Genomic DNA, 23,892 nt, shown 5'->3' on the forward strand with positions numbered 1-23,892 from the left:
CAGGTGAATCCGGCGACGTCTGTCGGCTTCACCTTGCCTCGGCGCCCTGATGCCGACACTGGGGAAAACCCGACAGGATTGTGCGGAAAGCCCTGTTCCAAACCGCTGGCCCAGATGGTCATATAGCGCTCATTCCCACGCCCGAACCGGCAGAGAGGTCCGCTTGAAGCGCGTCAGCACCATCGCCGCCATCGCGCTAGCCGCCGTGCTCGGGGCCATCCTGCCGATGGCGGCGCTGCTCTACCTGAGCTGGAGCCGTGCCCAGGTGGCCGAAGCCGACCGCCTGGAGCGCACTGCCGAGCGCACCCTGCAGCGCGCCCACCGCGCCTACGAGGGCGGCCTGCTGGCCCTGCGCAAGCTCAACCAGTCTGCGCTGCCCATCTGCTCGCCCGAGCACGTTCGGCTGATGCGCAGCCTGGCGCTGGCGACCATCTCGGCCGAGCAGGTCGGCTATTTCTCCGAAGGCCGGCTGCGTTGCACCTCCTGGGGTCCGGTGGACGAGCTGGTCCCGGAACCCACCCCCGACCACATCACGGCCGATGGCGCATCCATCACCCTGGGCGTGCGCCCCAGCGCCGGCGACGGTCCCGGCACGCTGTTGTCGGTGCAGCTGGGCGGCCATGACGTCCTGATGGACCCGGAACGCTTCGTCGACGTCATCGCCGAGACCAACGTGCGCCTGGCCGTGGCCACGCCGGATGGCCGGGTAATCGCCCAGCAACCCATGGCCGACCCGGAGCTGCTGCAGCGGCTGCTGCGCGAGCCGCACAGTGGCCATACGCCGCGCACCCTGTTTGCCAGCGCGCAGGACCAGGAGTGGCTGGCCATCGCCATTGCCCCGCGCACCGGCCTGGTGGCCGCATTCCAGCAGCAGTTCTGGCAGTTGCTGCCGCTGGGCGCGGTCGGCGCGGTGCTGGCCATCGCCGCCGGCATCTGGTTCTCGCGCCGTCGCCTGTCGCTGCGCAGCGAGCTGGCCAGCGCAGTGCGCCGTCGCGAGTTCCGCATGGAGTACCAGCCCATCATCGAACTGGACACCGGCATCTGCGTGGGCGCCGAAGCCCTGGTGCGCTGGACGCGTGCCGACGGCACCCAGGTACGGCCGGACCTGTTCATTCCCGTCGCCGAAGAAACCGGCCTGATCGAACCGCTCACCGACCACGTCATGGACCTGGTGCTGAGCGACATGCGCGAGCTCCTGCTCCACGACCGCAGCGCGCATATCGCCATCAACCTCTCGGCCGGCGATGTCAGCACGGGCCGCGCATTGAAGGTGCTGACCGGCAAGCTGGTCGGCACCGGCATCCATCCGCAGCAGATCTGGCTCGAAGCCACCGAGCGCGGCATCCTCGACATCCAGTCCGCACGCACCTCGCTGGCCGCCGCACGTCGGGCCGGGCACTGCGTGGCGATCGACGACTTCGGCGTGGGCTATTCCAGCCTGCAGTACCTGCAACAGCTGCCGCTGGATGCGTTGAAGATCGACAAATCCTTCATCGATTCCATCGGCACCCACAGCGCCACCAGCCCGGTCACCGCGCACATCATCGACATGGCCCGCACGCTCGGACTGTTCACCGTGGCCGAGGGCATTGAGACCTCCGCGCAGCTGGCCTACCTGCAGTCCCGCCAGGTCGAATTCGGGCAGGGCTGGCTGTTCTCGCGCCCGTTGCCAGCGGCGGAGTTCATCGCCTTCCACGAGCAGCGCCGCACCCAGTACGGCGAAGCGCCGGAAAACATGCAGAACCCCAACAGCATCAGCGAATAGTGCTGGGCCAGCATTCATCGGCCGCCGCCGGCGGGTGCCTATAATGGCCGCGCGGCATCCAGCCGCCCCCGTAATGAGGTGTGCCTGCATGCGCCAGTAATGCCGCCGTCGTCTGACGGCCAGTCTCCTTCCCGCCCTGTCCGCAGGGGGAGTCCTTGGCATTCCTGGAGGTCGCATGACCGCATTCGCTCTCACGCTCGACCGCGTGACACTCACCCTGCCCGACGGCCGGGTGCTCTTCTCCGATCTTTCCGCTTCGTTCGACACCACCCCCACCGGCCTGGTCGGCCGCAATGGCGTGGGCAAGAGCGTGCTTGGCCGCCTGCTGGCCGGCCAGCGTGCGCCCAGCAGCGGCCATATCCAGCGCCATGGCAAAGTGCATCTGCTTGCCCAGCACAGTGGCGTGCAACCGGGACGCATCGCTGACCTCGCCGGTGTCGCCCCGGTGCTGGACGCGCTGGACCGCATTGAAGAAGGCAGCGTGGATCCAGATGATTTCACCCTGGTAGGCGAGCGCTGGACACTGCGCGAGCAGCTTCAGGCGCAGTGGCAGCGGCTTGGCCTGCCGCCGCTGGACCCGGCCGCGCCGGCGTCCCGGCTCAGCGGTGGCCAGGCCATGCAGGTGGCGCTGGCCGGCGCCCTGCTTTCCGACGCCGACGCGCTGGTACTGGACGAGCCCAGCAACCACCTCGACAGCGCGCACCGCCAGCGCCTGATCGACGCCTTGGCGGAGTGGCGTGGCGGCCTGATCGTGATCAGCCACGACCGCGCCCTGCTGCGGCAGATGCAGCGCATTGTCGAACTCAGCCCCGGCGGGCTGCGCAGCTACGGTGGTAATTACGACCACTACGCCGCACAGCGCCTGGACGAACAGGCCACGGCCGAAGCGCAGCTGGCGCTGCGCAAGCGCGAGCGGCGGCAGGAGCAGAACGCGCTGCGCGAACAGCGCGAGCGCCAGGAGCACCGCCAGTCGCGCGCGCAGCGCGACGCACGCACCGCCAACCAGGCGCCGATCCTGCTCGGCGGCATGAAGAACCGCGCCGAAAACAGTGCGGGCCGCCTGCAGGCACAGCACGCCGAACGGCGCGCGGCCGCCGACAGTCGCGTGCGCGAAGCAGCAGCGGGCGTGGACGCGGCCACGCAGATCGCCATGCTCGGACCATCGCTGGCCGCGCCTGGCCCACAGCAGGTGGCGTCGCTCTCTGGCGTTTCGCTGCCGTGGGTGGAGCCGCGCTGGCAGCACCTCGACCTGCACCTGCAACGCGGCAACCGCGTAGGCGTGCGCGGTCGCAATGGCAGCGGCAAGTCCACGCTGTTGCGGGTGTTGGCGGGAGAGCTGGAGCCGCTGGAAGGCGAGGTGAAACGCGCAGCGGGCACCGCCCTGCTCGACCAGACCCTTTCATCACTGCCTGCGCAGGACTCGGCGCTGCAACTGCTGCAGCGCGCGAACCCGCAGGCCAGCGACGCCACCCTGCGCACCCAGCTGGCCCTGCTTGGACTGGACGCCGAACGCAGCCTGCGCCCGCTCGCCACCCTGAGCGGTGGCGAGCGCATGAAGGCCGCCCTGGGTGCGGTGCTGTATGACGAGGTACCACCGCAGTTGCTGCTGCTGGACGAACCCGGCAACCACCTGGACCTGGCCTCGCTGGCCGCGCTGGAGCAGATGCTTAACCAGTATCGGGGCAGCGTGGTGATCGTGTCCCACGATCAGGCGCTGCTGGACGCGGTGCACCTGACCCACCAGCTGGATGCTGCGGATGAAGGTTGGGAGCTGAAGATTCTTTAGGCAAAGCCGGTGGGCAGTGACGCTGGCCGAAGGCGTGCTGCGGGGAGCACTGCGGGTCGCAGGTGACCCGCAGCGTTCCACGCGCGGATCCAGATCAGCGGCGCCAGTCGGTGCAGCCCCCTTCATCTAATGTTACTGTATAACACCATCTGCTCCAGGCCCCCACGCCCATGAAGCCAAGTTCCGCCCTGCTCGACGCAGGCGCCATTGCCCTGTCCAGTCTTTGCCTCCTGCACTGCCTGGCCCTACCTTTGCTGGCCGCCGCCTTACCGTTGATGGGCGTCTGGGCTGAAGCCGAATGGGTGCACATCGTGTTCGTCGCCATCGCCGCGCCGACCACCGGGTTCGCGTTGTGGCGCGCGCATGTCCAGCATCCATTGCCGGCTCTGGCGCTCGTGAGCGCCGCTTCGGGTCTGCTGTTGCTCCTGGCCGGCGCCGCCGGCTGGCCCAGCCACGAAGCCGAAACCCCGATGACCGTGGCCGGCAGCCTGCTGCTCGCGAGCACCCACATCTGGAATGCCTGGCGCCGCCACAGGCATTGAGCGCAGCGCCCTGCTGCGCCGCAGCCCGTGTGCCACCGGGATCTACTGGCTGCAGCAAAGCCGGGCAAGGCCCGGCTCCACCCCGGCCGCGTCACCGCCCGTAGGCGCGCAACAGCTTCACCAAAACCTGCGCTTCCGCCGCCCGTTCTTCCGGATCCTCCGGCGACACCACGTGCGCCTGCAGGTGGTCATCCAGCAGCGCCATCAGCAGCGCGTGCGCCGCACCGCGCACCGCCGAGGCCTGCATCAGCACGTCCGTGCAATCGGCCTCCTCCGACTGCAACGACGTCTCAAGGGCAGACACCTGCCCCGCCATCCGCCGCACCCGTGCCAGCAGAGCCTTACGTTGTGATTGAACATGCGCCATGGGGCCAAAGCATATACCCTATGGGGGTATCTTCCAAGGCTCCGTTCCCCCATGTCCCTCGCCGCAACCGCAGACGCCCGCCGCCACAGCCACCGTTTCGACGACGGCAACCCGCTGGCCGAACGCCGCACCCGCCAGGCCCTGTACCTCACCACTGTGATGATGGTGGTCGAGATCGTCGGCGGCTGGTGGTTCAACTCCATGGCCGTCCTCGCCGACGGCTGGCACATGAGCTCGCACGCCCTTGCCCTCGGTATGGCGGCATTCGCCTACGCCTGCGCGCGCCGCTACGCGCACGACGGCCGCTTCGCGTTCGGCACCTGGAAGATCGAAATCCTCGGCGGCTATACCAGCGCGATCGCCCTGCTTGGTGTCGCCCTGCTGATGGCCGTGCAGTCCACGGAGCGCCTTTTCTCGCCCAGTAGCATCCACTACAACCAGGCCATCGCCATTGCCGTAGTCGGACTGGTCGTCAACCTGATCTGCGCGTGGTGGCTGCATGACAGTGAAGGGCATGGGCACAGTCACGGCCACGGTCATGGTCATGGACATGGACATGGACATGGACATGGACACAGTCATGGTCATGGGCACGGCAAGGGTCACGGTCACGGTCACGGTCACGCAGATCAAATCGCACACGATCACGAGGACGACCACGAACCTCACGCCGGCCACGCACACGGCCACGCTGCAGACCTCAACCTGCGCTCGGCCTACCTGCACGTCATCGCCGACGCCGCCACTTCCGTCCTCGCCATCGTCGCGCTGATCGGCGGAAAGCTGTGGGGCGCCGCATGGCTGGACCCGCTGATGGGCCTGGTCGGTGCCGTACTGGTCACCGTATGGGCGATCGGCCTGCTGCGCGACACCGGCCGCATCCTCCTGGACGCCGAGATGGACGCGCCGGTAGTGGAGGAAGTACGCGAAGTGATCGAAGAGGGCCCCTGGGCAGCGCACCTTGCCGACCTGCACGTGTGGCAGGTAGGACGGGGCAAGTACGCTGTAGTAGCGAGCGTGGTCACCGACTCAGACGTCACGCCCGACCAGCTGCGCGAAGCCCTGTCCGTGCACGAAGAGCTGGTCCACATCACGGTCGAACTGCACCGCCCGCTCGCCGCCTGACTGGCTGCGGGCCTCAGAACCGGAACAGCATCCCCGCCAGGAACAACAACAACGGCAGCGCGCTGATGACCGCGCCGACGATGCCCACCCAGGGCCAACGCTCCCCGCGCACCCGCGAACCAATCGTGCAGAGCAACCCCAGCACCGAAGACGCCAGCACCCCCACGGCAACCCCGGCACTCCCGACCAGGAACCGGGCCACCTCCGGTGAAGCCTGCCCGGCCGCGTAGGCACCCGACAGAAGAACGGGCGCCACCAGCCAACTGAGCGCCCCCAACAGCGGCCAGCGCCCTTGCGCAGCTGGTGGTGCAGGGTTGGCGGAATTCGATAGCGGCGTTGCGCCGTGTTCTGACATGGGACGTGCTCCGTGTGATGGTCCAACCGTACACCATCAACGCCCGTGCACATCCCCTCACCTGGCACAGGCGCACCATGTCCCCACACCTTTCCCAGGGGGGGAATCCATCATGCGTAAACTGCCTTTGGTATTTCTGCTGCCGAGCGCCCTGCTGCTGGCCGCCTGCGGCAACCGCGACACCAGTCCCGGCACGTTCTCTTCCGATCCCCTGCTGGGCTGCTTCTCCACCCACCCGCGCAAGCCAGCCGAGTTCCGCATCGAACAGCAGGCCGGCCAGTACTTCGTCTCCTTCAACCGTGACGAACAATGGCAGCGCGACAGCAGCCCGCTGCAGGTCTCTTCGCGCGCGGACATCGCGCACTTCTTCAAGGACGATGCCGACCAGATCGACAAGGCGCTGGTGCGTCCCACGGGCGGCTTCGGCATTTTCCATTTCAACCCTGGCGCCACCTTGAAGGGGAAGGACAAGGACAGCGACTACATGGCGCTCGTCCTCATTGGTGCCGGCCCGGTGTTCCAGGTCAACTGCCCCTGAGCGCCGCATCGCTGGCGCTCTCGTTAGGCGATCCACGAATATGCAACTGCCGCCGGCGTTGCCTCGTCGGCGCGGTTCCCCTCCGCGCCCAACCCCGGGGTGACCCATGCATGCAGCGGCGATGCTTTCGCCGTATTCCCCGTCCCCTGTAACGCGCCCTGCAGGCAGTGCTCCCCACCTGCAACGGCGCCACAGGCCATGCCCCCGCATGGCCGTGTTCCATCAAGAAGCAGCACGTGCACCGCGTGCTGAGAAGCCCGTTCCAACCAAGCGTCAGCATGGTTCCGCCTCCCCAACCCGCCTGCGATGAATGGAGCTGTACGGCCACTCGCAGGCATCGCGCACCAGCCCATGCCGGACCGGGTTGTGATGCACGTAGGCCACGTGCCGCTGCACGTCTTCCGCATCCAGCAACCGGTGTTCGCGGAAGTCGTCGTGCCACAGCGGCCGCACGCTTCGGTCGCGGTGCACCACCGCACGCGGCGGCTGGCCAGGCAGCTGGCGATCGAACACGGCCTGGATCTGCAGCCACCGCCGGTGTCCATCCTCGTCACCCGCCGGCAGCGTCCACACCCCGTGCAGGTGATTGGGCAGCACCACGATCGCATTGATGCGGAACGGTCGCGCCTGCTGCGCCACCCTGAAGGCCAGCCCGAGCGCCTGCGCGTGCTCCACCAGCAGCTGGCTGCGGCGATCACGCAGGTGCGCACTGAAGTAGTACGCGCCGCCGGGTTGCCAGGTGTCGTGTGGAATGCCCATGCCCGCAGTGTGCAAACCTGCACCCACCCGAACGATCAGGCCAGAACGCACCAAGGCGTCAGCAAGCGCCCTTTACTACCGTAGGACCGGATCAACCTACGGCCCAAGCTATCCCACCGCACTTGGCGGCACTCGAACACCTCACGGAACCGCCCATCTGACCCAGCCTTCCGCCCATCTCGGTTACGATGCCCACCCATTGCCGCCCCGCCCCAGCCTGATCCCGTGCCCCATTACACCGGTCCCCTGCTTACCCGCCCCCTTGCCGAAGCCCTGGTCCGCGCGCGCGACGCCGGTGCCACCGAATGGACCGGCTCGCTGGACCTCGCGCGCTCCACCGGCACCGCGTTACTGAGCCAGGACAGCTGGCAGTGGAAGGGCGAGACCTACGCCTACCCGGGCAAGACCAAGGACCGCACCCTGTACTACTGGGACGGCGAGGAATTCCTGGCGGTGTCGCGGTTCGGCTCGGCGCTGATCAAGCTGGTGCCCACCGACTGGGACGCCCCCACCTTCGAGATCGACGGCATCAAGATGCTGCCCAGCGCACAGGTGTCGCCCTACGAAGACGCGCGCCGCAAGGTGGCGCTGGTGGCCCCGGCCGGCAAGACCGTGCTCGACACCTGCGGCGGGCTCGGCTACTTCGCCGCCTGCTGTCTGGAGGCCGGCGTCTCCCGCATCCAGTCATTCGAAAAGAACCCGGACGTGCTGTGGCTGCGCACCCTCAACCCGTGGTCGCCTGACCCGGACGCCGCCAGCAGCGGTGGCCGCCTGTCGTTGACCCACGGCGACGTCTCGCAGGCCATCGAAGGCCTTGAGACCAGCTCCGTGGACGCGATCCTGCACGACCCGCCGCGCTTCGGCATTGCCGGCGAACTGTACTCGCAGGTGTTTTACGACCAGCTGGCGCGGGTGATCCGCAAGGGCGGGCGCATGTTCCATTACACCGGCGCCCCCAACAAGCTCACCAGCGGCCGCGACGTGCCGCGCGAGGTCGCCAAGCGCCTGGAAAAGGCCGGATTCAAGGCCGAGCTGGCGCTGGACGGCGTGCTCGCGGTCAAGCGCTGAGGCGCAACTGCACGCCCACGTGAACCGGCCCGACCGCCTCCACCCGAGCTTAACCTGAACACCCTGGAGCTGCCCTACCCTAGCGCCATGTCCACCCGCTACAGGTAACTGCATGACCGCAAGCCCCACCGCCACCTTCGACGAAGCCGAACGCCAGCGCGCCCTCGATGCGCTGCATATCGTGGGCAGCCTGCCCGAACCGGCCTACGACGACATCGTGAAAGTGGCCGCCGCCGTCTGCGGCACCCCGATGGCGCTGGTGACCCTCATTGACCGCGACCGCCAGTGGTTCAAGGCCCGCACCGGGCTGGACGGCATCCAGACCGAACGCAATGTGGCCGTGTGCGACCACGCCATTCGCCAGCCGACCCAGCTAATGGAAGTAGGCGACCTCAGCCAGGACGCGCGCTTTGCCGACAACCCCGTGCTCAAGGACATCGGCGCCCGCTTCTACGCCGGCATGCCGCTGGTGACCGAAAGCGGCGCCGCCGTGGGCAGCGTGTGCGTGGTGGACCTCAACCCGCGCGAGCTCAGCACCACCCAGCGCGAAGCCCTGCAAGCACTGGCCCGCCTGACCATGACCCTGATGGAAGGCCGCAGCCGCGAGCGTGACCAGCAGGTGGCGTCCATCCTGGACCACGGCGTGGCCGAAGAAGCCGCCGCCGCGCCCGACGCCGCCGGTGCCTACAGCGTGGTGATCCTGGAGCTGCAGGACCTCAGCGAGCTGGCCCAGCGCCTCGGCGAGCGCGGCCTGGACCGCCAGCTGCAGCAGCTCGACCAGGCACTGGAGCAGTGCCTGCAATCCGATCGTGGCGACAGCATCAACCGCGTCAGCGGCAGTGGCGAGTTCATCGCAGTGCTCGGCAGCAGCGATGTCGAAGAGACCCTCACCCGCTTCAAGCAGGTCGCCCGCGAAGCCAACCAGAATGCTGGCGCCACCCTGCTGCTGGGCGCGGCGTCCACCAGCACCGGTGAATCCACCACCGCCGTGTTCCTCCGCGCCGACCAGGCCCTGAGTGCTGCCAAAGACACCTTGCGCTGATCCCACTGCGACACAGTTGCAACAACGGCGCGGTGAACACTCACCGCGCCGTTGTCATATGTGCCAAGCGGTCAATCAATCCCCGCGCGGCAACTTCTTCGCCCACATGTTATCGACCAGATTGGGGTAGGCGCGCCCATTCTCATCAGCACGCTGCTTCGCCGCCTCCTTCTGCGAAGCAGAAAGCGGCTGCCCCTTCTTCCCTTTGGGATTGGGCTTCTCCCAGGGTGGCTTGGCCGTCTTCCTCATCCCAACTCCTCACCTTGCCAAGAACGCAACCAACGCCGCATTGAACTGCTCCGGATGACTCGCATTACACCCATGCGGCGCATCCTCAATCAACGAAAGCTCACTGTGCTTGATCGCCGCACGCGTACGCGCACCAGACCCTTCAAACGGCACCGTACCATCGCTGTCACCATGCAGCACCAGCGTGGGCACCGTCACCTTCTTCAGATCCTCGCGGAAATCCGTAGTACCGAATGCCTTCATGCACCCCAGCGCAGCCGTCTGGTCAGACTGCTTGCAGAGCGCAATCGCCTCTTGTCGCTGCTTCTCGGTGACCTTCAGCTCACCCTTGGCGCTGAAGAAATCAGTGGTGAATCCATCGAAGAACTCATCCCGATGGTTCTGCAGCCCCAGCCGCATCTGCTCGGCCTTCTCCTCGGTGAGCGGCCCTTCGGGGTTGTCTGCGGTCTTCAGCATGTACGGCGGCACCGCAGCGGCGAACATCACGCTACGCAGGCGCTGTTCGCCATGCCGCGCGATGTAACGCGCCACCTCGCCACCGCCCATCGAGAACCCCACCAGCGTGGCATCGCGCAAGTCCAGGTCATTGAGCACCCCGGCCAGATCGTCGGCCAGCGTGTCGTACTCGTAGCCATCCGCCGGCTTGTCCGAGCGTCCGAAGCCGCGACGGTCATACGCCACCACCCGATACCCCGCCGCCTTCAGCACCGGCACCTGCGCCTTCCAGGACTCGGCCGAAAGCGGCCAGCCGTGGATCAGCACCACCGGGCGACCGGTACCGCCGGTGTCTTCAACGTGCAGGCGAACGCGTGATGCAGTCATGGGCAACTCCGACTTCTGTTGTTTGGAGTGGCCGATGCTAAGGAGCGGAGCAGACGCGGGCCGTGAACTTTTTCCGTGTCACGATGACACGCCGTGCACACCCGTGAGGCGCACACAACCACCCATCACATCCGGTGGACAGCGGCCTCACGCTCCTGCGCCTGGTTCTGCTCGGTCTGCGCCACCAGTTGTTGTTGCGAGAGCTGATGGGCACCGGCCAGCTGCTCGCTGCGCTCGAGCGACGCCTCCACCGGCGTCTGTGCGGCCAACGCCGTCGGCATGGCGGCCCGCAGATGAGCAGGGTCGCCAAGCTCCCCCTGCACCACGAAGATGTTCTCCGCCGCAGCGGCATTCGCGGTGCGCTCGCTCAGCGCCACGTGGTCCACACGAGACAACCCATTCTCCTTGGCCAGCACGAGCAGGCTGGCACTGATGCGCTCACTGGTTGGATCAAATGACCGACCATTCGCAGCATCCAGCTCGGCGACTTTTTCCCGAATCTGCTCATGCATCGGATCGCGCTGCTCGTTGTCCGAAATCCACCATTGCCCGAACGTCCGCTTCGGCATCGGATGATCAACCTCGTGGTTGAGTTCGCTGTTGGGGAACGGCGCTTGGATGCTCTTGATCTCACGCTTGTTGTCCAGCGGCTTGAGCGCGCCTTCGAACGTGGTGTCCTGCCGTGATAGGACCTGACGGTGGATGCCCGCGTGGTTGAGCGCGCCCCACGTGAAGTCGATGCAGCTGTTGGAGAACCCGTTGTACTCCTGGTTGAACCCATGCTTCTGTGGTTGGGTTCCATAGGCGATGATCTTGTCGTACTGCTCCCGGGAGATCTCCATCGTCCGCGCATAAAACGGATTGCTGTAGTTGGTTACATCTCCGCCGGTCACAGCACCTGGCCCACTGCTTGCACCATGTACCGCAGGGGCAAAACCGAAGCTACGCGTTTCGCCTTCGTGAGACACCGACAGATACATATGCCCCGCAGCGGAGGTCCCACCGTTCTTGAGCGGAGTGCCCGGCGCTGCCACGTACACCGTCACCGTGTAAGGCGCTTCCTTTGCCATGGGTTACTTCCCCTTTTCCATGTAAGCGATCAGCAGCTCAACAGGTTCCGGGCCCAGCTGGGGATGGTCGCCCTGCAGCTCCACGGTCAGTCTGTAATGTCCTGGCTGGGCATCCTGCACGCCGGCCAGCAACATCACGTCGTAGAACAGCGCGTCATCGGTCAGCCCCATTGCACCGAGCTGGGTGCGTTCGACATCCGATGACGTCACACCCGGGACGATGCCATCCACACCGACAGCTACCCGATCCTTCAAGTCCGGCGTGTTCCCGAACAGCGGCACCTGGGTGATGGAGCCTTCCTCAATGCGCAGCAGGCGTACCCGCGCTGAGAGCTGGGAGCGAATGATCTCGCTCGACCGTTTGATCCCCGTCTCCGCGTCCGGCGCTACTACGCGCAACCCCAGCAACAGTGTGGAGGAGGCATTTTCAATGGGTGGGGGAAGCTCGAATTCCAGGTTCACCACCTCGCCAGCCTTGTCCAGGACCACAGGTCGGATTAGCGGAGCTTCGGTGCGCATCGCTGCATTCTCCTTGGCGGCCTGCGGTTCGGGCAGCACAGGTTGCTCCGCGCGACCGCAACCTGCGAGGCTCACTGCGGTGAAAAGCGTCAGGGCGCCCAACAGGATGGAAGTACGTGCCTTTGGCATCATTGATCACGTCTCTAGCTGATAGGGCCGATCGTATCTCTGGGAGCGCCTGGAAGACGCACAAGGCCCGGAAAATAGGGAAATCCCTACCCCAAGCTATGCGACAGGTCACAATTCCTCCTCGTCCTCCGCCGCCTTCTCCCGATTCATCTTCTTATACGCAGTCCCCCAGTCCCGCATCGCCAGCAGCACCGGCACCAGCGTCTGCCCCAGGTCCGAAAGCCGATACTCCACCTTCGGCGGCACCTCCGGGTACACATGCCGCACCACCACGCCGTCGGCCTCCAGCTCGCGCAGCTGGCTGGTCAGCATCGACTGGGTTGCATTGGGAATCAGCCGGGTCAGTTCCATGAACCGTTTGGTGCCCGGCACCAGATAAAACAGGATCACCGGCTTCCACGTGCCGCCCATCACCGAGAGCGTGGCCTCTACGCTGCAACCGGTCTTGCCATACACGCGCCGCGCCATTGCTGGATACTCCTGAAAACCGTAGTAGCTATGGAAATGCATAGTTCTTGTGGCAACCACGGTACGACCATAGCATGCACGTCATACCCCCAACGGTGAGGCACGCCCATGACATTCAACGCCCTGCTGGCCAGCAAAGATGGCGACAAGGTTTCCACCCAGCTGGTGAGCTTCGACGAAGTAGACCTGCACGATGGCGACGTCCTGGTGCAGGTGGAGTACTCCACCCTGAACTACAAAGACTCGCTGGCGATGACCAATCGCTCGCCGGTGATCCGCAACTTCCCGCTCATTCCCGGCATCGACCTGGCCGGCACCGTGCTCGAGTCCACCAACGCCGGCTTCCACAAGGGCGACCGCGTGGTGCTCAACGGCTACGGCCTGAGCCAGACCCACCACGGCGGCCTGGCCCAGCGCGCGCGCGTACCTGGCGAGTGGCTGGTGAAGCTGCCCGACAGCATCAGCAGCAAGGACGCCATGGCCATCGGCACCGCCGGCTACACCGCCATGCTGTGCGTGCTGGCGCTGGAACACGGCGGCGTGAAGCCGGAGCACGGCGACATCCTGGTGACGGGCGCCAACGGCGGCGTGGGCTCCATCGCGCTGGCCATCCTTTCCAAGCTCGGCTACCGCACCGTGGCCTCCACCGGCCGCCCCGAGCACGCGCAGTACCTGAAGGACCTGGGCGCCGACGAACTCATCGACCGCACCACGCTGGCCGCGCCGCGCACGCGAGGACTGGACGCCGAGCGCTGGGCAGGCGTGGTGGACGTGGCTGGAAGCCACACCCTGGCCAATGCACTGGCGCAGACCAAGTACCGTGGCGTGGTGGCCGCAGCCGGACTGGCGCAGGGCACTGATCTGACTACTTCCGTGCTGCCCTTCATCCTGCGCAACGTGACTCTCGCCGGCATCGATTCGGTGCAGGCGCCGCATGAAGTACGTGCGGAAGCGTGGAAGCGGCTTGCTACCGATCTGGATCTTGGGAAGCTCGCCAGCACGGTGGAAGTGATTGGGCTGGAGAAGGTGCTCGAGGTGTTCCCGGACTTCCTAGAAGGCAAAGTACGCGGCCGACTGGTCGTGGATGTAAACGCCTGAGCATTTGGCCGTAAGATCGGCGCGATCAGCGGGTAGAACACTCTAGTCGGGCGCCCCACCGGGTGCCCGACGTCACTCGGGAAACCAGACAGGCCACCGGTAGAGTCGCACCCCAGTCGACTGCACGTAACACCGCAACACCCGGTAGGGCATGAACACCAACGAAGGCGCAGCAGCAACCCAGGCAACCAAGGAGCACAACAGGTGACAACCGCTAAAGGACTAGCAGTACTTGGAACCACCGCAGCCCTGACAGCAGCCCTCGCATTCCCGTCCCTGGCCGCTTCATCCCAGCCGGCGGGCCAACCCCCAGACGTTCGCCAAGAGATCCTGCACCTGCTCGAACGAGGCGCTCTCTATCGCGACCAGGTCGACTGGCCCGCGGCCCGCAAACAGCTCCAACTAACCAACGACACCGCCGAAGCCGACAAGCTTGTCGACCAGCTCATCGCGCGCAGCACAGGCAAGCACGGCCTCTGGATCCGCGCATCGGCGATGTCCACCCCAGCTGGACGCATGCAGCGGCTTGCGAGACCCGAGCAGCTACGGCGTCCGAGTGTGGCTGCAACCGCGTCCGGTCCGCGCCAAGATGAGTATGGTCAAGCAGACCCCATCGGCTGGATATCCGTCCCATACTTTAAAGAAGACTCAACGGCGCCCAGTTCCGTGCGGAATCAGCAGAAGGTCACCTTCGCACGACTCCTGCAATCGCAACTCAAAGCTGAAGATGCGATCAACCGTTGCGGCTGGATCGTAGACCTCCGTGCGAATCATGGCGGCAGCATGTGGCCCATGTTGGTGGGGGTAGCACCGCTTCTTTCGACGGATCCAAAGCGGAAGGAAATCATTGGCGCGTTCGACACTGGAGCAATGAAACAGATCTGGAGCATCCAATCCGGTCGTGTCCTCCAGGGTACCCGCGCGCCAGTGGAGTTGGATGCTCCGGCCTATGTACTGAGGCATCCCGCTCCACCCGTGGCAGTCCTCATGGGCCCGGACACAGGGAGTTCCGGAGAAATGCTTGCCTTGGCTTTCAGGGGACGACCGGCCACCCGCAGCTTCGGGCAACCGACCGCCGGGTATTCCACGGCCAACATGCCAATGCACCTGCCGGACGGCGGCATGCTGCTGCTCACCGGCTCGGTTGCGGTTGATCGGAACTTGAGAGGAGATGGCGGGAAGCTCAAGCCGGACGTAACCGTAGGCGACACGGAAGACGCCACGAAGGCCGCGCGCAGCTGGTTGATTGAGCAGCCAAGCTGCAAGGCCTTCCGGAGAACCTGACCATAACGTTCGATTTCACCGTAACACTGGGTGCTGTTACGGTCGAAATTAATGTTATGGAGGTCGTTTGGTCCGAGATGACACGCATGGCGTGTCACTACGCGTAGGGACACGCCATGCGTGTCCTGTCAGACAATGCCCCATGCGTAGGGACACGCCACGCGCATCCTGTCTGGCGATGCCCGGCAACCAACAGAGCCGCCGGGCATCCGAAGTCAGTCGCCCTTAAAGCGCAATCCGCGCCACAGACTCCTCACTCTCCTTCTCGTCCTTGTCCCCATTCTTGATGGTCACATACAGGACGTTCTTCTTCGCATCCAGCGCCAAGCTGTTCGGGTGGGTCGGCACGTCATACGTACCCACCTGCTTGTAGCTCTCACTGTCATACGCAGTGACCGTACCGGCTTCCCGGTTGGTCACGTACAAACGCTTGCGCGGCGCATCCAGCAGCAGCCCCAGCGGGCCCGCATCGGTAGCAATGCTCGCCAGTTCCTTACCCGTCTTCGGGTCCAGCACCAGCACGCGCTGGCCCGGGTGCTTGGATACGAAGCCCGGGATGCTGCTGCCCTGGTACTTGCGGATCATCTCCAGGCCCTGGTCGGTCACGAACAGGCGCTTGCCGCTCGGGTCCAGCGCCAGGTTCATCGGCTGCTCGGCGCTGATGTTGAAGCGCTGCTCCACCTTGCCGCTCTCGGTGCCCACGGTGACCACTTCACCCAGCAGGTTGGAGGTGAGCACGCGCTTGTTGGCCGCATCCAGGGCCAGCCCCGGCGCCTTGGCGTTGCCCAGGCCTGGAATGGTGTTGATCAGCTTCAGCGACTGCGTGTCCACAACGAACAGCACGCTGCCCTCGCCGGAATGGCCGGTGACGTACAGGCGGTTGTTCGGCGAATCCACCACCAGCTCGCGCAGGTCGTGGGTGTAGCCGGCCTTGCCGTCCTTGCCTACCTTCTTTTCCATCAGCTGCACGATGCCGACAGACTTGTTGGTGGCCGTATCCACCACGGTTACCGAGGTGTCCACGGTGTTGCCCACGTACAGGCGGTTGTGAGCGTCGTCCAGCACCACGCCGAACGCCTTGCGCTCCAGCGGGATCTTGGCTTCAACGGCCAGCGAATCCGGATTCAGGCGCAGCACCTGCGAAGGGCCGGCGGCGTCGCCGAACCCGCCCGAGGAGGCCACAAACAGCGCGTTCTGGGTCGGGCTGAAGGCCAGCTCGTACAGGCCCTGGGCCACGGCGGTGCGCTGGACGGAGGAAGCGGCGGCAGTGGTGCCGGCCTTTTCGGCAGCAAAGGCAACCGGGGCGCCAAGGGTCAGGCTGACGGCCAGCGCCAGGGCGGCCGAGCGGAACAGGGAACGAGGGTGCATGCGAGCGTCCTTGTGAGAGGCAGAGGAAGGATCCTGGCTCGCGTGGCCGCTGGGAGGAGCGGCCAACCACACGGTCTAAAGACGTGGGAAGGCTGGCTGGCCCCGACATCTTAACAGGGGTGGCCCGTCCCAGCCTGTGAGACGCCCCTGCGCCATCCTGCAGCCCCTTCGGAGGAACACCATGAACACGATCGACGCCGACTGGCTGGAAGAACTCAACGACGCCATGCGCAGCCTGTTTGCCATCAGGGCCCACGACCCGGAACTGGATCAGCGGCTGTTGATCAGTTACTACGACCTGGAGCCCCGGGAGGCGGCAGTGGCGATCGGGAATGACTACGATCTGGATCGCAGTGAGGCGATCTGGCCGCTGGCTGGGTTGGTGTGGAACAGCTGAAGACGGGCCTCAAGAGGCACGAACTACTTTATTGCGTCAAAGAGATTGACAAAGAACTTGGCGATCTCCGCGCCTTCGCTCCACAGGAGCCAAAAGGACAGCACCAATGCGAGACCATGCACGTCTCGCCTCCTGACCCTGAACGTGTAGTACCTGTTGTCTGCCGTCTTGCTCGTATCTTCCTGATTCATGATCTTGCTTCCTCCTTACCGACCTTCCATCGAACGCAGAATCTCCGTGACCCTGCGCTCCAAGTTCCGCCGCTCCAAATCACTTTTCAGGAGCCTTTTCACGACGCCTTCGTAATCGTCGCTGGCACAACCCATCATCGCCAGGCACATGGTTCCCATCAATACGCTGGAAGGTCCACATTCGTACCCCATGCGGCAGGCAGCTACCTGCCATGCCTCGCTGGCTTGATCCCCCGTCACCAGTTCCTCGGCGGGGCCGCTTAACCCGGCCGGGAAGTTTCGTCCCAGCGTGCTGCCCATGGCAAACACTGCAGCAGGATCGTTTGAACCGAGTACCTCTTCCATCAGGCTGGCAGATTCCGCTGCGCTTACGCTCTTGTTGTTCAAGGCGTTGTCCGTCAAACGGGCGGCCAAGTCACCGTTCTCGGCCGCTTGCGCGTACCAGCCACGAATGAGCTCCAGTGGCACGATGGCGCCGCCATCCACCACGTCGCACTGTGCGACACGTTCGCGAGCTGCCCGCTCCAACCCCCGCAGTTCTGCAGGGTCGGTCATCATTCCGCCAGTCACATCCACAAAGTTGAGGAAGTGTTCGCGGTTGAAGTTGGCGATGTAGCAAGACTCGTACGTATCTGCGAGCAGACGCTGGGCCACGGCATCGCCTGCCCTGGCCCGCCGCTTCAGGTCCTCGAAGGTCTTCAACCTGACTGCTTCTGCGGGGCGCCCTTGGCCGGTGCTGATGACGTCCCCATCAGTCTGCACATCAACAGAGGCTGGCGATTGCGCTGCTTTCGCTTTAACACTTGGTCGCTCGAGCTGCGCCGCCGGAACGTCATGCCACAAGACGAAGCCCACCATCGCAGCAACCACTGCCATTCCCAGCCAGATCCAAGCCTTACTGTTCCTCGCACCAACTCCATCTGTCATGACAGCCACTTCCCCGTGTGCTCAACGCGAGTGTAACCGCCCGCGCTCGATCTCACTGCCCCTCAACCAGCCCCAGAATCTCCCCCACCCTGCGATCCAGCTCCGCCCTCTCCGCGTCGGTAGGTAGCTCCCTCCGAACGTAGGTTTCCGCGTCTTCGCCAGTGCAACCATTTCCTTCCAGGCAGAAGCCCACCATCACTCGGCCAGTTGGCCCGCAGTCGTACCCCATGCGACACCCCGCCACCATCCATGCCCAGGTTGCCATCTCTCCGGTCGCCAGCGCTTCGGTGGGCTCGCCAGGATTGGCAGCGTCATCCACCCGAAGCGTGTTGCCGAAGTAGAAGACGGCCGCAGGGTCGCCCGAGGCAAGCACTTCTTCCAATAGCTGGGCAGTCACAATTGGATCATGACGCCTCAGATCGTGCGCCCGGACCATTGTCCGGGCTGCGAGGTCGCCGTTCCTGGCGGCCTCGGCATACCAGCGAGCGGCAAGTTCAAGCTCCAGCGGGGTGCCGCGATTCACTGCGTCGCACTGGGCAATGCGTTCGCGCGCTGCCTGCTCCAGCACACGCACCTGTGCCCTGTCACTGGCCAGGCGCTTCCTCTCGTCCAGACCACCCAGGAATGCTTCACGATCGAGATTGACGAAGTAGCAGTCGGCATAGGATTCGGCCAGCAAGCGCTGCGCCACCCCGTCGCCGGCTTCAGCGCGCTGCTTCAGGGCCTCGAACGCCTGCCCCGTATGCTCCCGCGTAAGCGATGCTTGAAGTTGCCGGGCGCCGGATGCAGCACGGGGCGACGCCTCTGCCGGCGAGGCCTGAGCACGCGTATCGTCCGGTCGAAGCGCCCCACTCTGCGCCGCAGGCACGTGACGCCACAGCACCAGGCCAACGAGCACAGCCACAACCCCCGCCCCCAACCAAACCCCAGCTCTCCTCGCCACGATGCGCGTCCCTTGTTGACCCAGTCACTCTACCCGCAACGAACAGACTCCATCGCGCTCTGTCTGCGGCGGGATGCACTGCTCCTTGAACAGGCGCGTGATCTCTTCGATCTGTTGATCCAGCGACTCAGACTCCGCTGGTGGCACATAGGTGGAGCGTGCGAGCTCCTCGTACGTCTGGTCAGTGCATCTTCCAGAGAACAGGCACGCGTCCTCCATCACGGTGCTTCCAGGGCCGCAGTCGAGCCCCATCCGGCAGGCAGTAATCTCCCATGCAACCGATGAGATGGGACCCACCAGGTATTTGTCGTACTTCAGCTTATCGGTACGTGGATGCCCGCTCAGGATGAGGTGCCCCATGTTGAACACAGCGACCGGATCGCGCGAGGCAATGACCCGCTGGACAAGCCGGGTGGAGGCAGCCGGATCAGGCATAAGCTCGCCTCTGCCGATGAGCGCCATCTGCGCCAACAAGTCTCCCTTCCGGGCGGCCTCGCCGTACCACTTGTCGATCAACGGGAATACGTTCCCATCGTCGACGGCCTGGCACTCCGCGATACGCTTCGCCACGATCTGCAGCGCCACCGCGACCGTATCGGGCGGAGAAATGGACAACAGCACCGGCACATCTCCACGCGCCACCTCTTCTGCGGTGCGCCTGGCACTGAAGCAGGTTGCGTAGGTATCTGCCAACTCCCGCTGGGCGGCGCGCTCGCCATGTTCGGCGCGAGACTTCAGGTCCTGGAAGGCCGCCACCTTCTTTTCCAGGGCAGAGGGCTCCAATGAAACAACGGGGAGCACCATGCGCGGTCCAGCAGGCGGGAACGGCGCCGGGTAGTCCTGGGCAGCCTTACTCGCGACATCAGGCGGGGGAGCAGGCGAGTACTTCCAGGCGACAAACCCTGCGATCGCAGCAACAGCCGCCACCCCCATCAGAACGGCCCTTCCTCTCGCCATGACTCAAGCTCCCTTTGAGTTCCGCAGCATGCGTCAGCAGTATCGGACTGGCAATAGACGGCCAGTGGACCCCAGGCTCGGGAAACCGGTCACAGCGCCCCCATTCCTTCCCCGTTGACACCCCATTGCCTATAGTTACCTCCATCAAAGCAATGGAACGCCCCATGAGCGTGATGTCATCCGGCCGGTGCCTCACAATCGCACTCGCCGCCGCCCTGAGCGCCAGCGCCTGCGCACGGACGCCGCCAACCGAACAAAAAGGGACTTCGAACATGTCGGAAGCAAGCGAAACCAGCCGTACCCTCGATGGCCACACCTACACCGATGCGCCGGTGGACGTGAAGCTGGGGCCACACACATTCCGCATTCCCGCCAACTACCTGGACAGCCAGATCGCACCCTGGCCCGGCGACGGTGTCAGCCTCATCATCGAGTGGCCGGAGATGAAGCCCACGGCACCAGGCGCGCGTGTCAATCCGCGCACCAATGATTTCCGCAAGGAGATCGCTGTTTCCATCGACTACATCGATTCCGCGCCCATCGAGACCTCACTGGAACGGCTGTCCTCCAACACTGCGGTAACCGTGGAAGGTTCCGTCGAGCGTGACAACCCCAAGGATCGCCTTGATCTGCGTGTTGCCCAGCCAGAGACGATGGGGCTCATCCCCTACGCCATCGACGAAGCAAGGATGGCGGCGTACTCAAAGGCCTATGAAGCGCAGTATGGAAAGCCCCATCCCCGCAACCCTGACTTCGAGGATGACTGGTACGTAGCGCGCGGCCCAAGCGGCAGCCTCACCACGTTCATCAAGTGCGACAGCACCACCTCCCGCAAAGACGGTGTACGGCTCGAAGGTGACCAGGTCATCCCCGAAGAGGGCGCTGTTGCGGCCGGCTGCATCCATTACTTCACCGATGTGGAGAACAAGCTCTCCATCACCCTCGACTACAAGCGAGCCTTCCTGAAAGATTGGAAGCGCATGGAAGAAGCAGTGCGGGATCTATTGGCGCGCACCAAGGCCAGGTAACCGGACGTTTACAGGGATGAGTACATGAGTGGATTGACGCAGAACGACATCCGTATCCTGACCAGTTACGCCGACGCGGGAAACCGCGAGCTTTACTGGAACTACCTGTCCCAGCTCCCCGGCGCCGACGGCTATGGAACGCTGGCGCTGGGCGTGGTGCGTAACGACAGCCTGCCGGGGCGGGTGGCGAACAGCTACGCGCAGGAGCATGCACGGAACCAGCACGACAACGGCTCGCGCTTCCCCAATGCCGAGCTGAGCGAGCGGCAGTGGGAGGCCTTCGGCCAGACCCTGCTCAAGCGGGATCTGGAGCTGCGCAGTTATTGGATGGAACAGAACCAGCCCGACAAGGCGCTGAACCTGCCCGGCAAGGACGTAATGCGAGCGCACGACCGCGCGTTCGAGCAGCATGGCCTGGACCCCAACTGCTGGACTCCCCGCGTGCTCCTGCAGGCCGCGGTGAAAGAAAGCGGCCCCGAGAAGATGGAGCAGATCTGGAGCAACATGCTGGACAACGACTACGCGGGCGCAACCCGCATAGGCAAGACCGGCTATGACGCCTTCGCCCAGATGGGCATGGTGGAAGGCGGCCAGTACCTGGCCAGGCTGGGCGCCACCGAAGCCACCCAGCTGCTGGAAGGCCGCTCAGCCACCGACCCCAACGTCATTGGCGGCAACAGCTACTACGCCATGTACTTCGAGGGAGAGCGGAAGTGGGTCAACGTAAGCACAGGCGGCGGCCACGTTTCCATGCGGGAAGAGACCAGCCTGAGCCGGATTGCTGATCTGAACGATGCCCGCGAGGTGCGTCTGGAGCGCCAGCAGAAGGCCACCCAGTTCCACCCGGACGACCCGTACCGCACCATCACCCCCAGCCCGTTCACCGCCTCGCTCGACGGCACCCCGGGCGGCCCCCGCCCTGCTACCCGCCTGGCCGACATCGGCCCCGGGCACGCGGACTACGCACTGGTCCAGCAGGTACGCGAAGGCGTAGCCGCCATCGACGCCAGGCAGGGCCGCGCCCCGGACGAAACCAGCGAGCGCCTCACCGCAAGCGTAGTGGCACTGGCCCGCCAGAACGGGCTTGAGCGTGCCGACCACGTAGTGCTGAGCCAGCAGACCGCCGACAGCCCCGCCGGGCGGAATGTCTTCGTTGTGCAGGGCGATCTGGCCGACCCCGCCCACCGCCGCGCCTCCATGCCCACCGACGTAGCCGTACAGACGCCCGTGGAGCACTCCCTGCAGCAGTTGGAGCTAGCCGACCAGGAACGCCAGCAGCAGGCCTTCGCCCAGACCCAGCAGCAGCATCAGGAAGCCCAGCAGCGCGAGACCCAGAGCCACGCCATGCGCATGGGCTGACCCGGGCGGCCAACACGCCGGGGCCGGATTGCCTATAGTTCGCCAAACCGCCCCCCGCCCCGGCCAAGACAAGGAACCGCAATGGCACACACCTCCCAGGAAACCGCTGTTGCCATCCTGATCGACTGCGACAACGTGCCGCCGGACATCGTGGACTTCGCGCTGCGCATGGCCGCGCAGGCCGGCCGCGTAACCGTGCGCAGGGGCTACGGCAACACCACCACGCTGGGCAGGAGCTGGGAACAGGCACTGGTGCGCCAGGCCTTCACCCCCTGCCTGCAGTTCCAGTACGCCTCCAAGAAGAACACCTCCGACATCGCCCTGGCACTGGACGCCGTGGAAACGCTGTTCGACAAGCGTGCCGACACCTTCTGCCTGGTCACCAGCGACAGCGACTTCGCCTACCTCTGCCGCAAGCTGCGCGAGCGCGGCGCCAACGTCTACATCGTGGGCGAGGCCAAAACCCCAGACGCCCTGCGCAACGCCTGCGACCGGTTCTTCGAATGGGTGCCGGAGGCAGACAACGACGCCAAGACCAAGGACGTGGACACCCCGGAAGCCAAGCCGGCGGCCGCCACCCCGAAGCCGGAAGCCAAGCCCGCCGCGAACGGCCCGCTACCCAAGCGCCGCCCCCGGTTCCTGGTGGAGGCCGTTGAGTTGCTGGCGTCGTCCAGCCCGGATGGACGCGTCGCGTTGAACGCCTTGGGCCAATACCTGAAGCGCGCCGACCCGGCCTTCAGCCCCAGTGTCTACGGCCACTCTGGTCTGTTGAGCATGGTGAAAACCTACGACCTGCTCACGCCGCATGAAGAAGAACACGGCAGTTGGACCGTGAGCCTGACGCCCAAGACCGATGCCTGAACGACAAGGGCCGGGAACACCTCCCCGGCCCTTTGCAACCTACGGCTGCTCGTCAGGCGCATCCATGCCCTCCGCATACTTGTACGAGTTGCTCACCACGGTGAGGTCGATGGACTTCGGTTCGTTCGCCAGCCACACGTAGCCCATCATCATCTTCCGCAGCAGGTAAGAAGGCGTCTGGTTGGTACGCCACGCCGCCGCCTGGAAGTGGTGGCGCAGGTTGTCAGCCACCTTCACCTTCATCACCACGCGCTTGTTCATCGCGGATCTCCGCTGAGAATCGGCTGGCGCGTGTCGGCCTCAACAACCGCGTGGTGGATCTGGCGCTGCAGGCTCCTGGGCACGCCGGGGTAAGGCAGGATCGGGCGGCCGATGATGGAGATGGTGATGACGCCTTCCGATGCGTCGATCTGGAGCTTGGAACCCACGTTGAAGCCCATCTGGCGAAGCCAGCGGCCCTGGAGCTTCATGAAGGGGATCTTGGCGTCTTCTGCGAAGTCTGGCGGTGGTGTGGGTGCGGAAGCTGCGGTGGAAGCGCTTGCGGGGCGCTTGGGGGTGGGTTGGGAAGGGAGTTCGTCGTACGGTGTGTCGTCCCAGTGCGTGTGCATGCTGGACCTCCTGTATGGATCGCCCTCGCCGGGATGACGAGGGAGTCGGGAGGTTAGAAACCGTCTGGCTGCAATCGGCGGGCGTATTTCCTCAGGAGGTGTTGTATTAGCCACCCTCCCGACATGGGACGTCCAACATGCTGCAGCCAGAGGAGTTTCTACGCTCCGAGCCCCACACTGCACGTTACGAAAGGTCACTGGAAGTCGTTCTTTTCTATCGAAATTGCAGAAACGTTAGACCGTGGCTACCGGTGACGTTATTGACCT

27 protein-coding genes are annotated in these 23,892 nt (G+C 65.0%); 13 read left to right on the forward strand and 14 right to left on the reverse strand.

Annotated elements, in window-relative coordinates; genetic code table 11:
- Positions 1 to 163: 163 nt before the first annotated feature.
- The 3 genes from RYM47_RS09695 (at position 164) to RYM47_RS09705 (ending at position 4,093) form a co-directional block, all read left to right on the forward strand.
- Entirely contained in the window at positions 164 to 1,765 is a 1,602-nt protein-coding gene (locus RYM47_RS09695) for an EAL domain-containing protein (RefSeq protein ID WP_315387522.1), read from the forward strand.
- 175 nt (positions 1,766 to 1,940) lie between these two features.
- Positions 1,941 to 3,551, forward strand: coding sequence for an ABC-F family ATP-binding cassette domain-containing protein (locus RYM47_RS09700; RefSeq protein WP_315387523.1), 1,611 nt, complete (start codon positions 1,941 to 1,943; stop codon positions 3,549 to 3,551).
- Positions 3,552 to 3,721: 170 nt separating this feature from the next.
- Positions 3,722 to 4,093: a MerC family mercury resistance protein gene (locus RYM47_RS09705; protein WP_102946574.1), complete on the forward strand. Its 372-nt coding sequence runs from the start codon at positions 3,722 to 3,724 to the stop codon at positions 4,091 to 4,093.
- A 91-nt stretch (positions 4,094 to 4,184) separates the two neighbouring features.
- On the opposite strand, the gene RYM47_RS09710 is transcribed toward RYM47_RS09705, so the two are convergent.
- Positions 4,185 to 4,460, reverse strand: coding sequence for a metal-sensing transcriptional repressor (locus RYM47_RS09710; RefSeq protein ID WP_311183703.1), 276 nt, complete (start codon positions 4,458 to 4,460; stop codon positions 4,185 to 4,187).
- Between the two features lie 51 nt (positions 4,461 to 4,511).
- Here RYM47_RS09710 and RYM47_RS09715 point away from each other — a divergent pair, with 51 nt between their 5' ends.
- Entirely contained in the window at positions 4,512 to 5,585 is a 1,074-nt protein-coding gene (locus RYM47_RS09715) for a cation diffusion facilitator family transporter (protein WP_315387524.1), read from the forward strand.
- A 13-nt stretch (positions 5,586 to 5,598) separates the two neighbouring features.
- On the opposite strand, the gene RYM47_RS09720 is transcribed toward RYM47_RS09715, so the two are convergent.
- Positions 5,599 to 5,940 carry a hypothetical protein gene (locus RYM47_RS09720; RefSeq protein ID WP_315387525.1) on the reverse strand — a complete coding sequence of 114 codons (342 nt, stop codon included), beginning with the start codon at positions 5,938 to 5,940 and terminating at the stop codon, positions 5,599 to 5,601.
- Between the two features lie 112 nt (positions 5,941 to 6,052).
- Here RYM47_RS09720 and RYM47_RS09725 point away from each other — a divergent pair, with 112 nt between their 5' ends.
- Complete coding sequence (locus tag RYM47_RS09725) at positions 6,053 to 6,478, forward strand: hypothetical protein (RefSeq protein WP_315387527.1); 426 nt, start codon at positions 6,053 to 6,055, stop codon at positions 6,476 to 6,478.
- Between the two features lie 273 nt (positions 6,479 to 6,751).
- Here RYM47_RS09725 and RYM47_RS09730 read toward each other — a convergent pair whose 3' ends face one another.
- Positions 6,752 to 7,237, reverse strand: coding sequence for a transposase (locus RYM47_RS09730; protein ID WP_315387529.1), 486 nt, complete (start codon positions 7,235 to 7,237; stop codon positions 6,752 to 6,754).
- A 225-nt stretch (positions 7,238 to 7,462) separates the two neighbouring features.
- On the opposite strand from RYM47_RS09730, the gene RYM47_RS09735 reads away from it, so the two are divergent.
- Complete coding sequence (locus RYM47_RS09735; protein WP_315387531.1) at positions 7,463 to 8,305, forward strand: MnmC family methyltransferase; 843 nt, start codon at positions 7,463 to 7,465, stop codon at positions 8,303 to 8,305.
- Between the two features lie 112 nt (positions 8,306 to 8,417).
- Positions 8,418 to 9,347, forward strand: a complete 930-nt coding sequence (locus RYM47_RS09740) for a GAF domain-containing protein (protein ID WP_315387533.1) — start codon at positions 8,418 to 8,420, stop codon at positions 9,345 to 9,347.
- Between the two features lie 75 nt (positions 9,348 to 9,422).
- Here the strand turns inward: RYM47_RS09740 and RYM47_RS09745 are convergent, their stop codons facing one another.
- The 5 genes from RYM47_RS09745 to RYM47_RS09765 form a co-directional block, all read right to left on the reverse strand.
- Positions 9,423 to 9,596 carry a hypothetical protein gene (locus tag RYM47_RS09745; RefSeq protein ID WP_172448155.1) on the reverse strand — a complete coding sequence of 58 codons (174 nt, stop codon included), beginning with the start codon at positions 9,594 to 9,596 and terminating at the stop codon, positions 9,423 to 9,425.
- Positions 9,597 to 9,605: 9 nt separating this feature from the next.
- Positions 9,606 to 10,418: an alpha/beta hydrolase gene (locus RYM47_RS09750; protein WP_315387534.1), complete on the reverse strand. Its 813-nt coding sequence runs from the start codon at positions 10,416 to 10,418 to the stop codon at positions 9,606 to 9,608.
- A 125-nt stretch (positions 10,419 to 10,543) separates the two neighbouring features.
- Positions 10,544 to 11,488, reverse strand: coding sequence for an XVIPCD domain-containing protein (locus RYM47_RS09755; RefSeq protein WP_315387535.1), 945 nt, complete (start codon positions 11,486 to 11,488; stop codon positions 10,544 to 10,546).
- Between the two features lie 3 nt (positions 11,489 to 11,491).
- On the reverse strand, positions 11,492 to 12,136 hold the full coding sequence (locus tag RYM47_RS09760; protein ID WP_315387536.1) for a hypothetical protein: 645 nt from the start codon (positions 12,134 to 12,136) through the stop codon (positions 11,492 to 11,494).
- Positions 12,137 to 12,244: 108 nt separating this feature from the next.
- Positions 12,245 to 12,604 carry a helix-turn-helix domain-containing protein gene (locus RYM47_RS09765; protein WP_315387537.1) on the reverse strand — a complete coding sequence of 120 codons (360 nt, stop codon included), beginning with the start codon at positions 12,602 to 12,604 and terminating at the stop codon, positions 12,245 to 12,247.
- A 108-nt stretch (positions 12,605 to 12,712) separates the two neighbouring features.
- Between RYM47_RS09765 and RYM47_RS09770 the strand changes: the two genes are divergently transcribed.
- Both RYM47_RS09770 and RYM47_RS09775 read left to right on the forward strand, forming a co-directional pair.
- Positions 12,713 to 13,702 (forward strand): MDR family oxidoreductase, encoded by a 990-nt coding sequence (locus RYM47_RS09770; protein ID WP_315387538.1) that lies wholly within the window; start codon positions 12,713 to 12,715, stop codon positions 13,700 to 13,702.
- A 204-nt stretch (positions 13,703 to 13,906) separates the two neighbouring features.
- On the forward strand, positions 13,907 to 14,986 hold the full coding sequence (locus RYM47_RS09775; protein WP_315387539.1) for a S41 family peptidase: 1,080 nt from the start codon (positions 13,907 to 13,909) through the stop codon (positions 14,984 to 14,986).
- Positions 14,987 to 15,211: 225 nt separating this feature from the next.
- Here the strand turns inward: RYM47_RS09775 and RYM47_RS09780 are convergent, their stop codons facing one another.
- Positions 15,212 to 16,354: a YncE family protein gene (locus RYM47_RS09780; protein ID WP_315387540.1), complete on the reverse strand. Its 1,143-nt coding sequence runs from the start codon at positions 16,352 to 16,354 to the stop codon at positions 15,212 to 15,214.
- Positions 16,355 to 16,535: 181 nt separating this feature from the next.
- Between RYM47_RS09780 and RYM47_RS09785 the strand changes: the two genes are divergently transcribed.
- The gene (locus RYM47_RS09785; RefSeq protein ID WP_315387542.1) at positions 16,536 to 16,751 is read left to right on the forward strand and encodes a hypothetical protein; all 216 of its coding nucleotides are present in this window, start codon (positions 16,536 to 16,538) and stop codon (positions 16,749 to 16,751) included.
- Positions 16,752 to 16,957: 206 nt separating this feature from the next.
- Here the strand turns inward: RYM47_RS09785 and RYM47_RS09790 are convergent, their stop codons facing one another.
- The 3 genes from RYM47_RS09790 to RYM47_RS09800 all read right to left on the reverse strand — a co-directional run bounded on the left by RYM47_RS09790 (position 16,958) and on the right by RYM47_RS09800 (position 19,616).
- Positions 16,958 to 17,818, reverse strand: coding sequence for a hypothetical protein (locus RYM47_RS09790; protein WP_315387544.1), 861 nt, complete (start codon positions 17,816 to 17,818; stop codon positions 16,958 to 16,960).
- Positions 17,819 to 17,921: 103 nt separating this feature from the next.
- Positions 17,922 to 18,773 (reverse strand): hypothetical protein, encoded by an 852-nt coding sequence (locus tag RYM47_RS09795; RefSeq protein ID WP_315387545.1) that lies wholly within the window; start codon positions 18,771 to 18,773, stop codon positions 17,922 to 17,924.
- A 63-nt stretch (positions 18,774 to 18,836) separates the two neighbouring features.
- Positions 18,837 to 19,616, reverse strand: a complete 780-nt coding sequence (locus RYM47_RS09800; protein ID WP_315387547.1) for a hypothetical protein — start codon at positions 19,614 to 19,616, stop codon at positions 18,837 to 18,839.
- A gap of 317 nt (positions 19,617 to 19,933) precedes the next feature.
- Between RYM47_RS09800 and RYM47_RS09805 the strand changes: the two genes are divergently transcribed.
- The 3 genes from RYM47_RS09805 (at position 19,934) to RYM47_RS09815 (ending at position 23,017) form a co-directional block, all read left to right on the forward strand.
- On the forward strand, positions 19,934 to 20,797 hold the full coding sequence (locus tag RYM47_RS09805; protein ID WP_315387549.1) for a hypothetical protein: 864 nt from the start codon (positions 19,934 to 19,936) through the stop codon (positions 20,795 to 20,797).
- A 24-nt stretch (positions 20,798 to 20,821) separates the two neighbouring features.
- Positions 20,822 to 22,156: an XVIPCD domain-containing protein gene (locus RYM47_RS09810; RefSeq protein ID WP_315387551.1), complete on the forward strand. Its 1,335-nt coding sequence runs from the start codon at positions 20,822 to 20,824 to the stop codon at positions 22,154 to 22,156.
- Between the two features lie 81 nt (positions 22,157 to 22,237).
- The gene (locus tag RYM47_RS09815) at positions 22,238 to 23,017 is read left to right on the forward strand and encodes an NYN domain-containing protein (RefSeq protein WP_315387552.1); all 780 of its coding nucleotides are present in this window, start codon (positions 22,238 to 22,240) and stop codon (positions 23,015 to 23,017) included.
- Positions 23,018 to 23,056: 39 nt separating this feature from the next.
- Here RYM47_RS09815 and RYM47_RS09820 read toward each other — a convergent pair whose 3' ends face one another.
- On the reverse strand, positions 23,057 to 23,278 hold the full coding sequence (locus tag RYM47_RS09820; protein WP_315387554.1) for a hypothetical protein: 222 nt from the start codon (positions 23,276 to 23,278) through the stop codon (positions 23,057 to 23,059).
- The gene (locus tag RYM47_RS09825) at positions 23,275 to 23,625 is read right to left on the reverse strand and encodes a SymE family type I addiction module toxin (RefSeq protein ID WP_315387556.1); all 351 of its coding nucleotides are present in this window, start codon (positions 23,623 to 23,625) and stop codon (positions 23,275 to 23,277) included. The genes RYM47_RS09820 and RYM47_RS09825 overlap by 4 nt, the downstream gene beginning before the upstream one ends.
- Positions 23,626 to 23,892 lie beyond the last annotated feature (267 nt).

The organism is uncultured Stenotrophomonas sp., assembly GCF_963519125.1.
In the GTDB taxonomy this organism is placed as follows: Bacteria; Pseudomonadota; Gammaproteobacteria; order Xanthomonadales; family Xanthomonadaceae; genus Stenotrophomonas.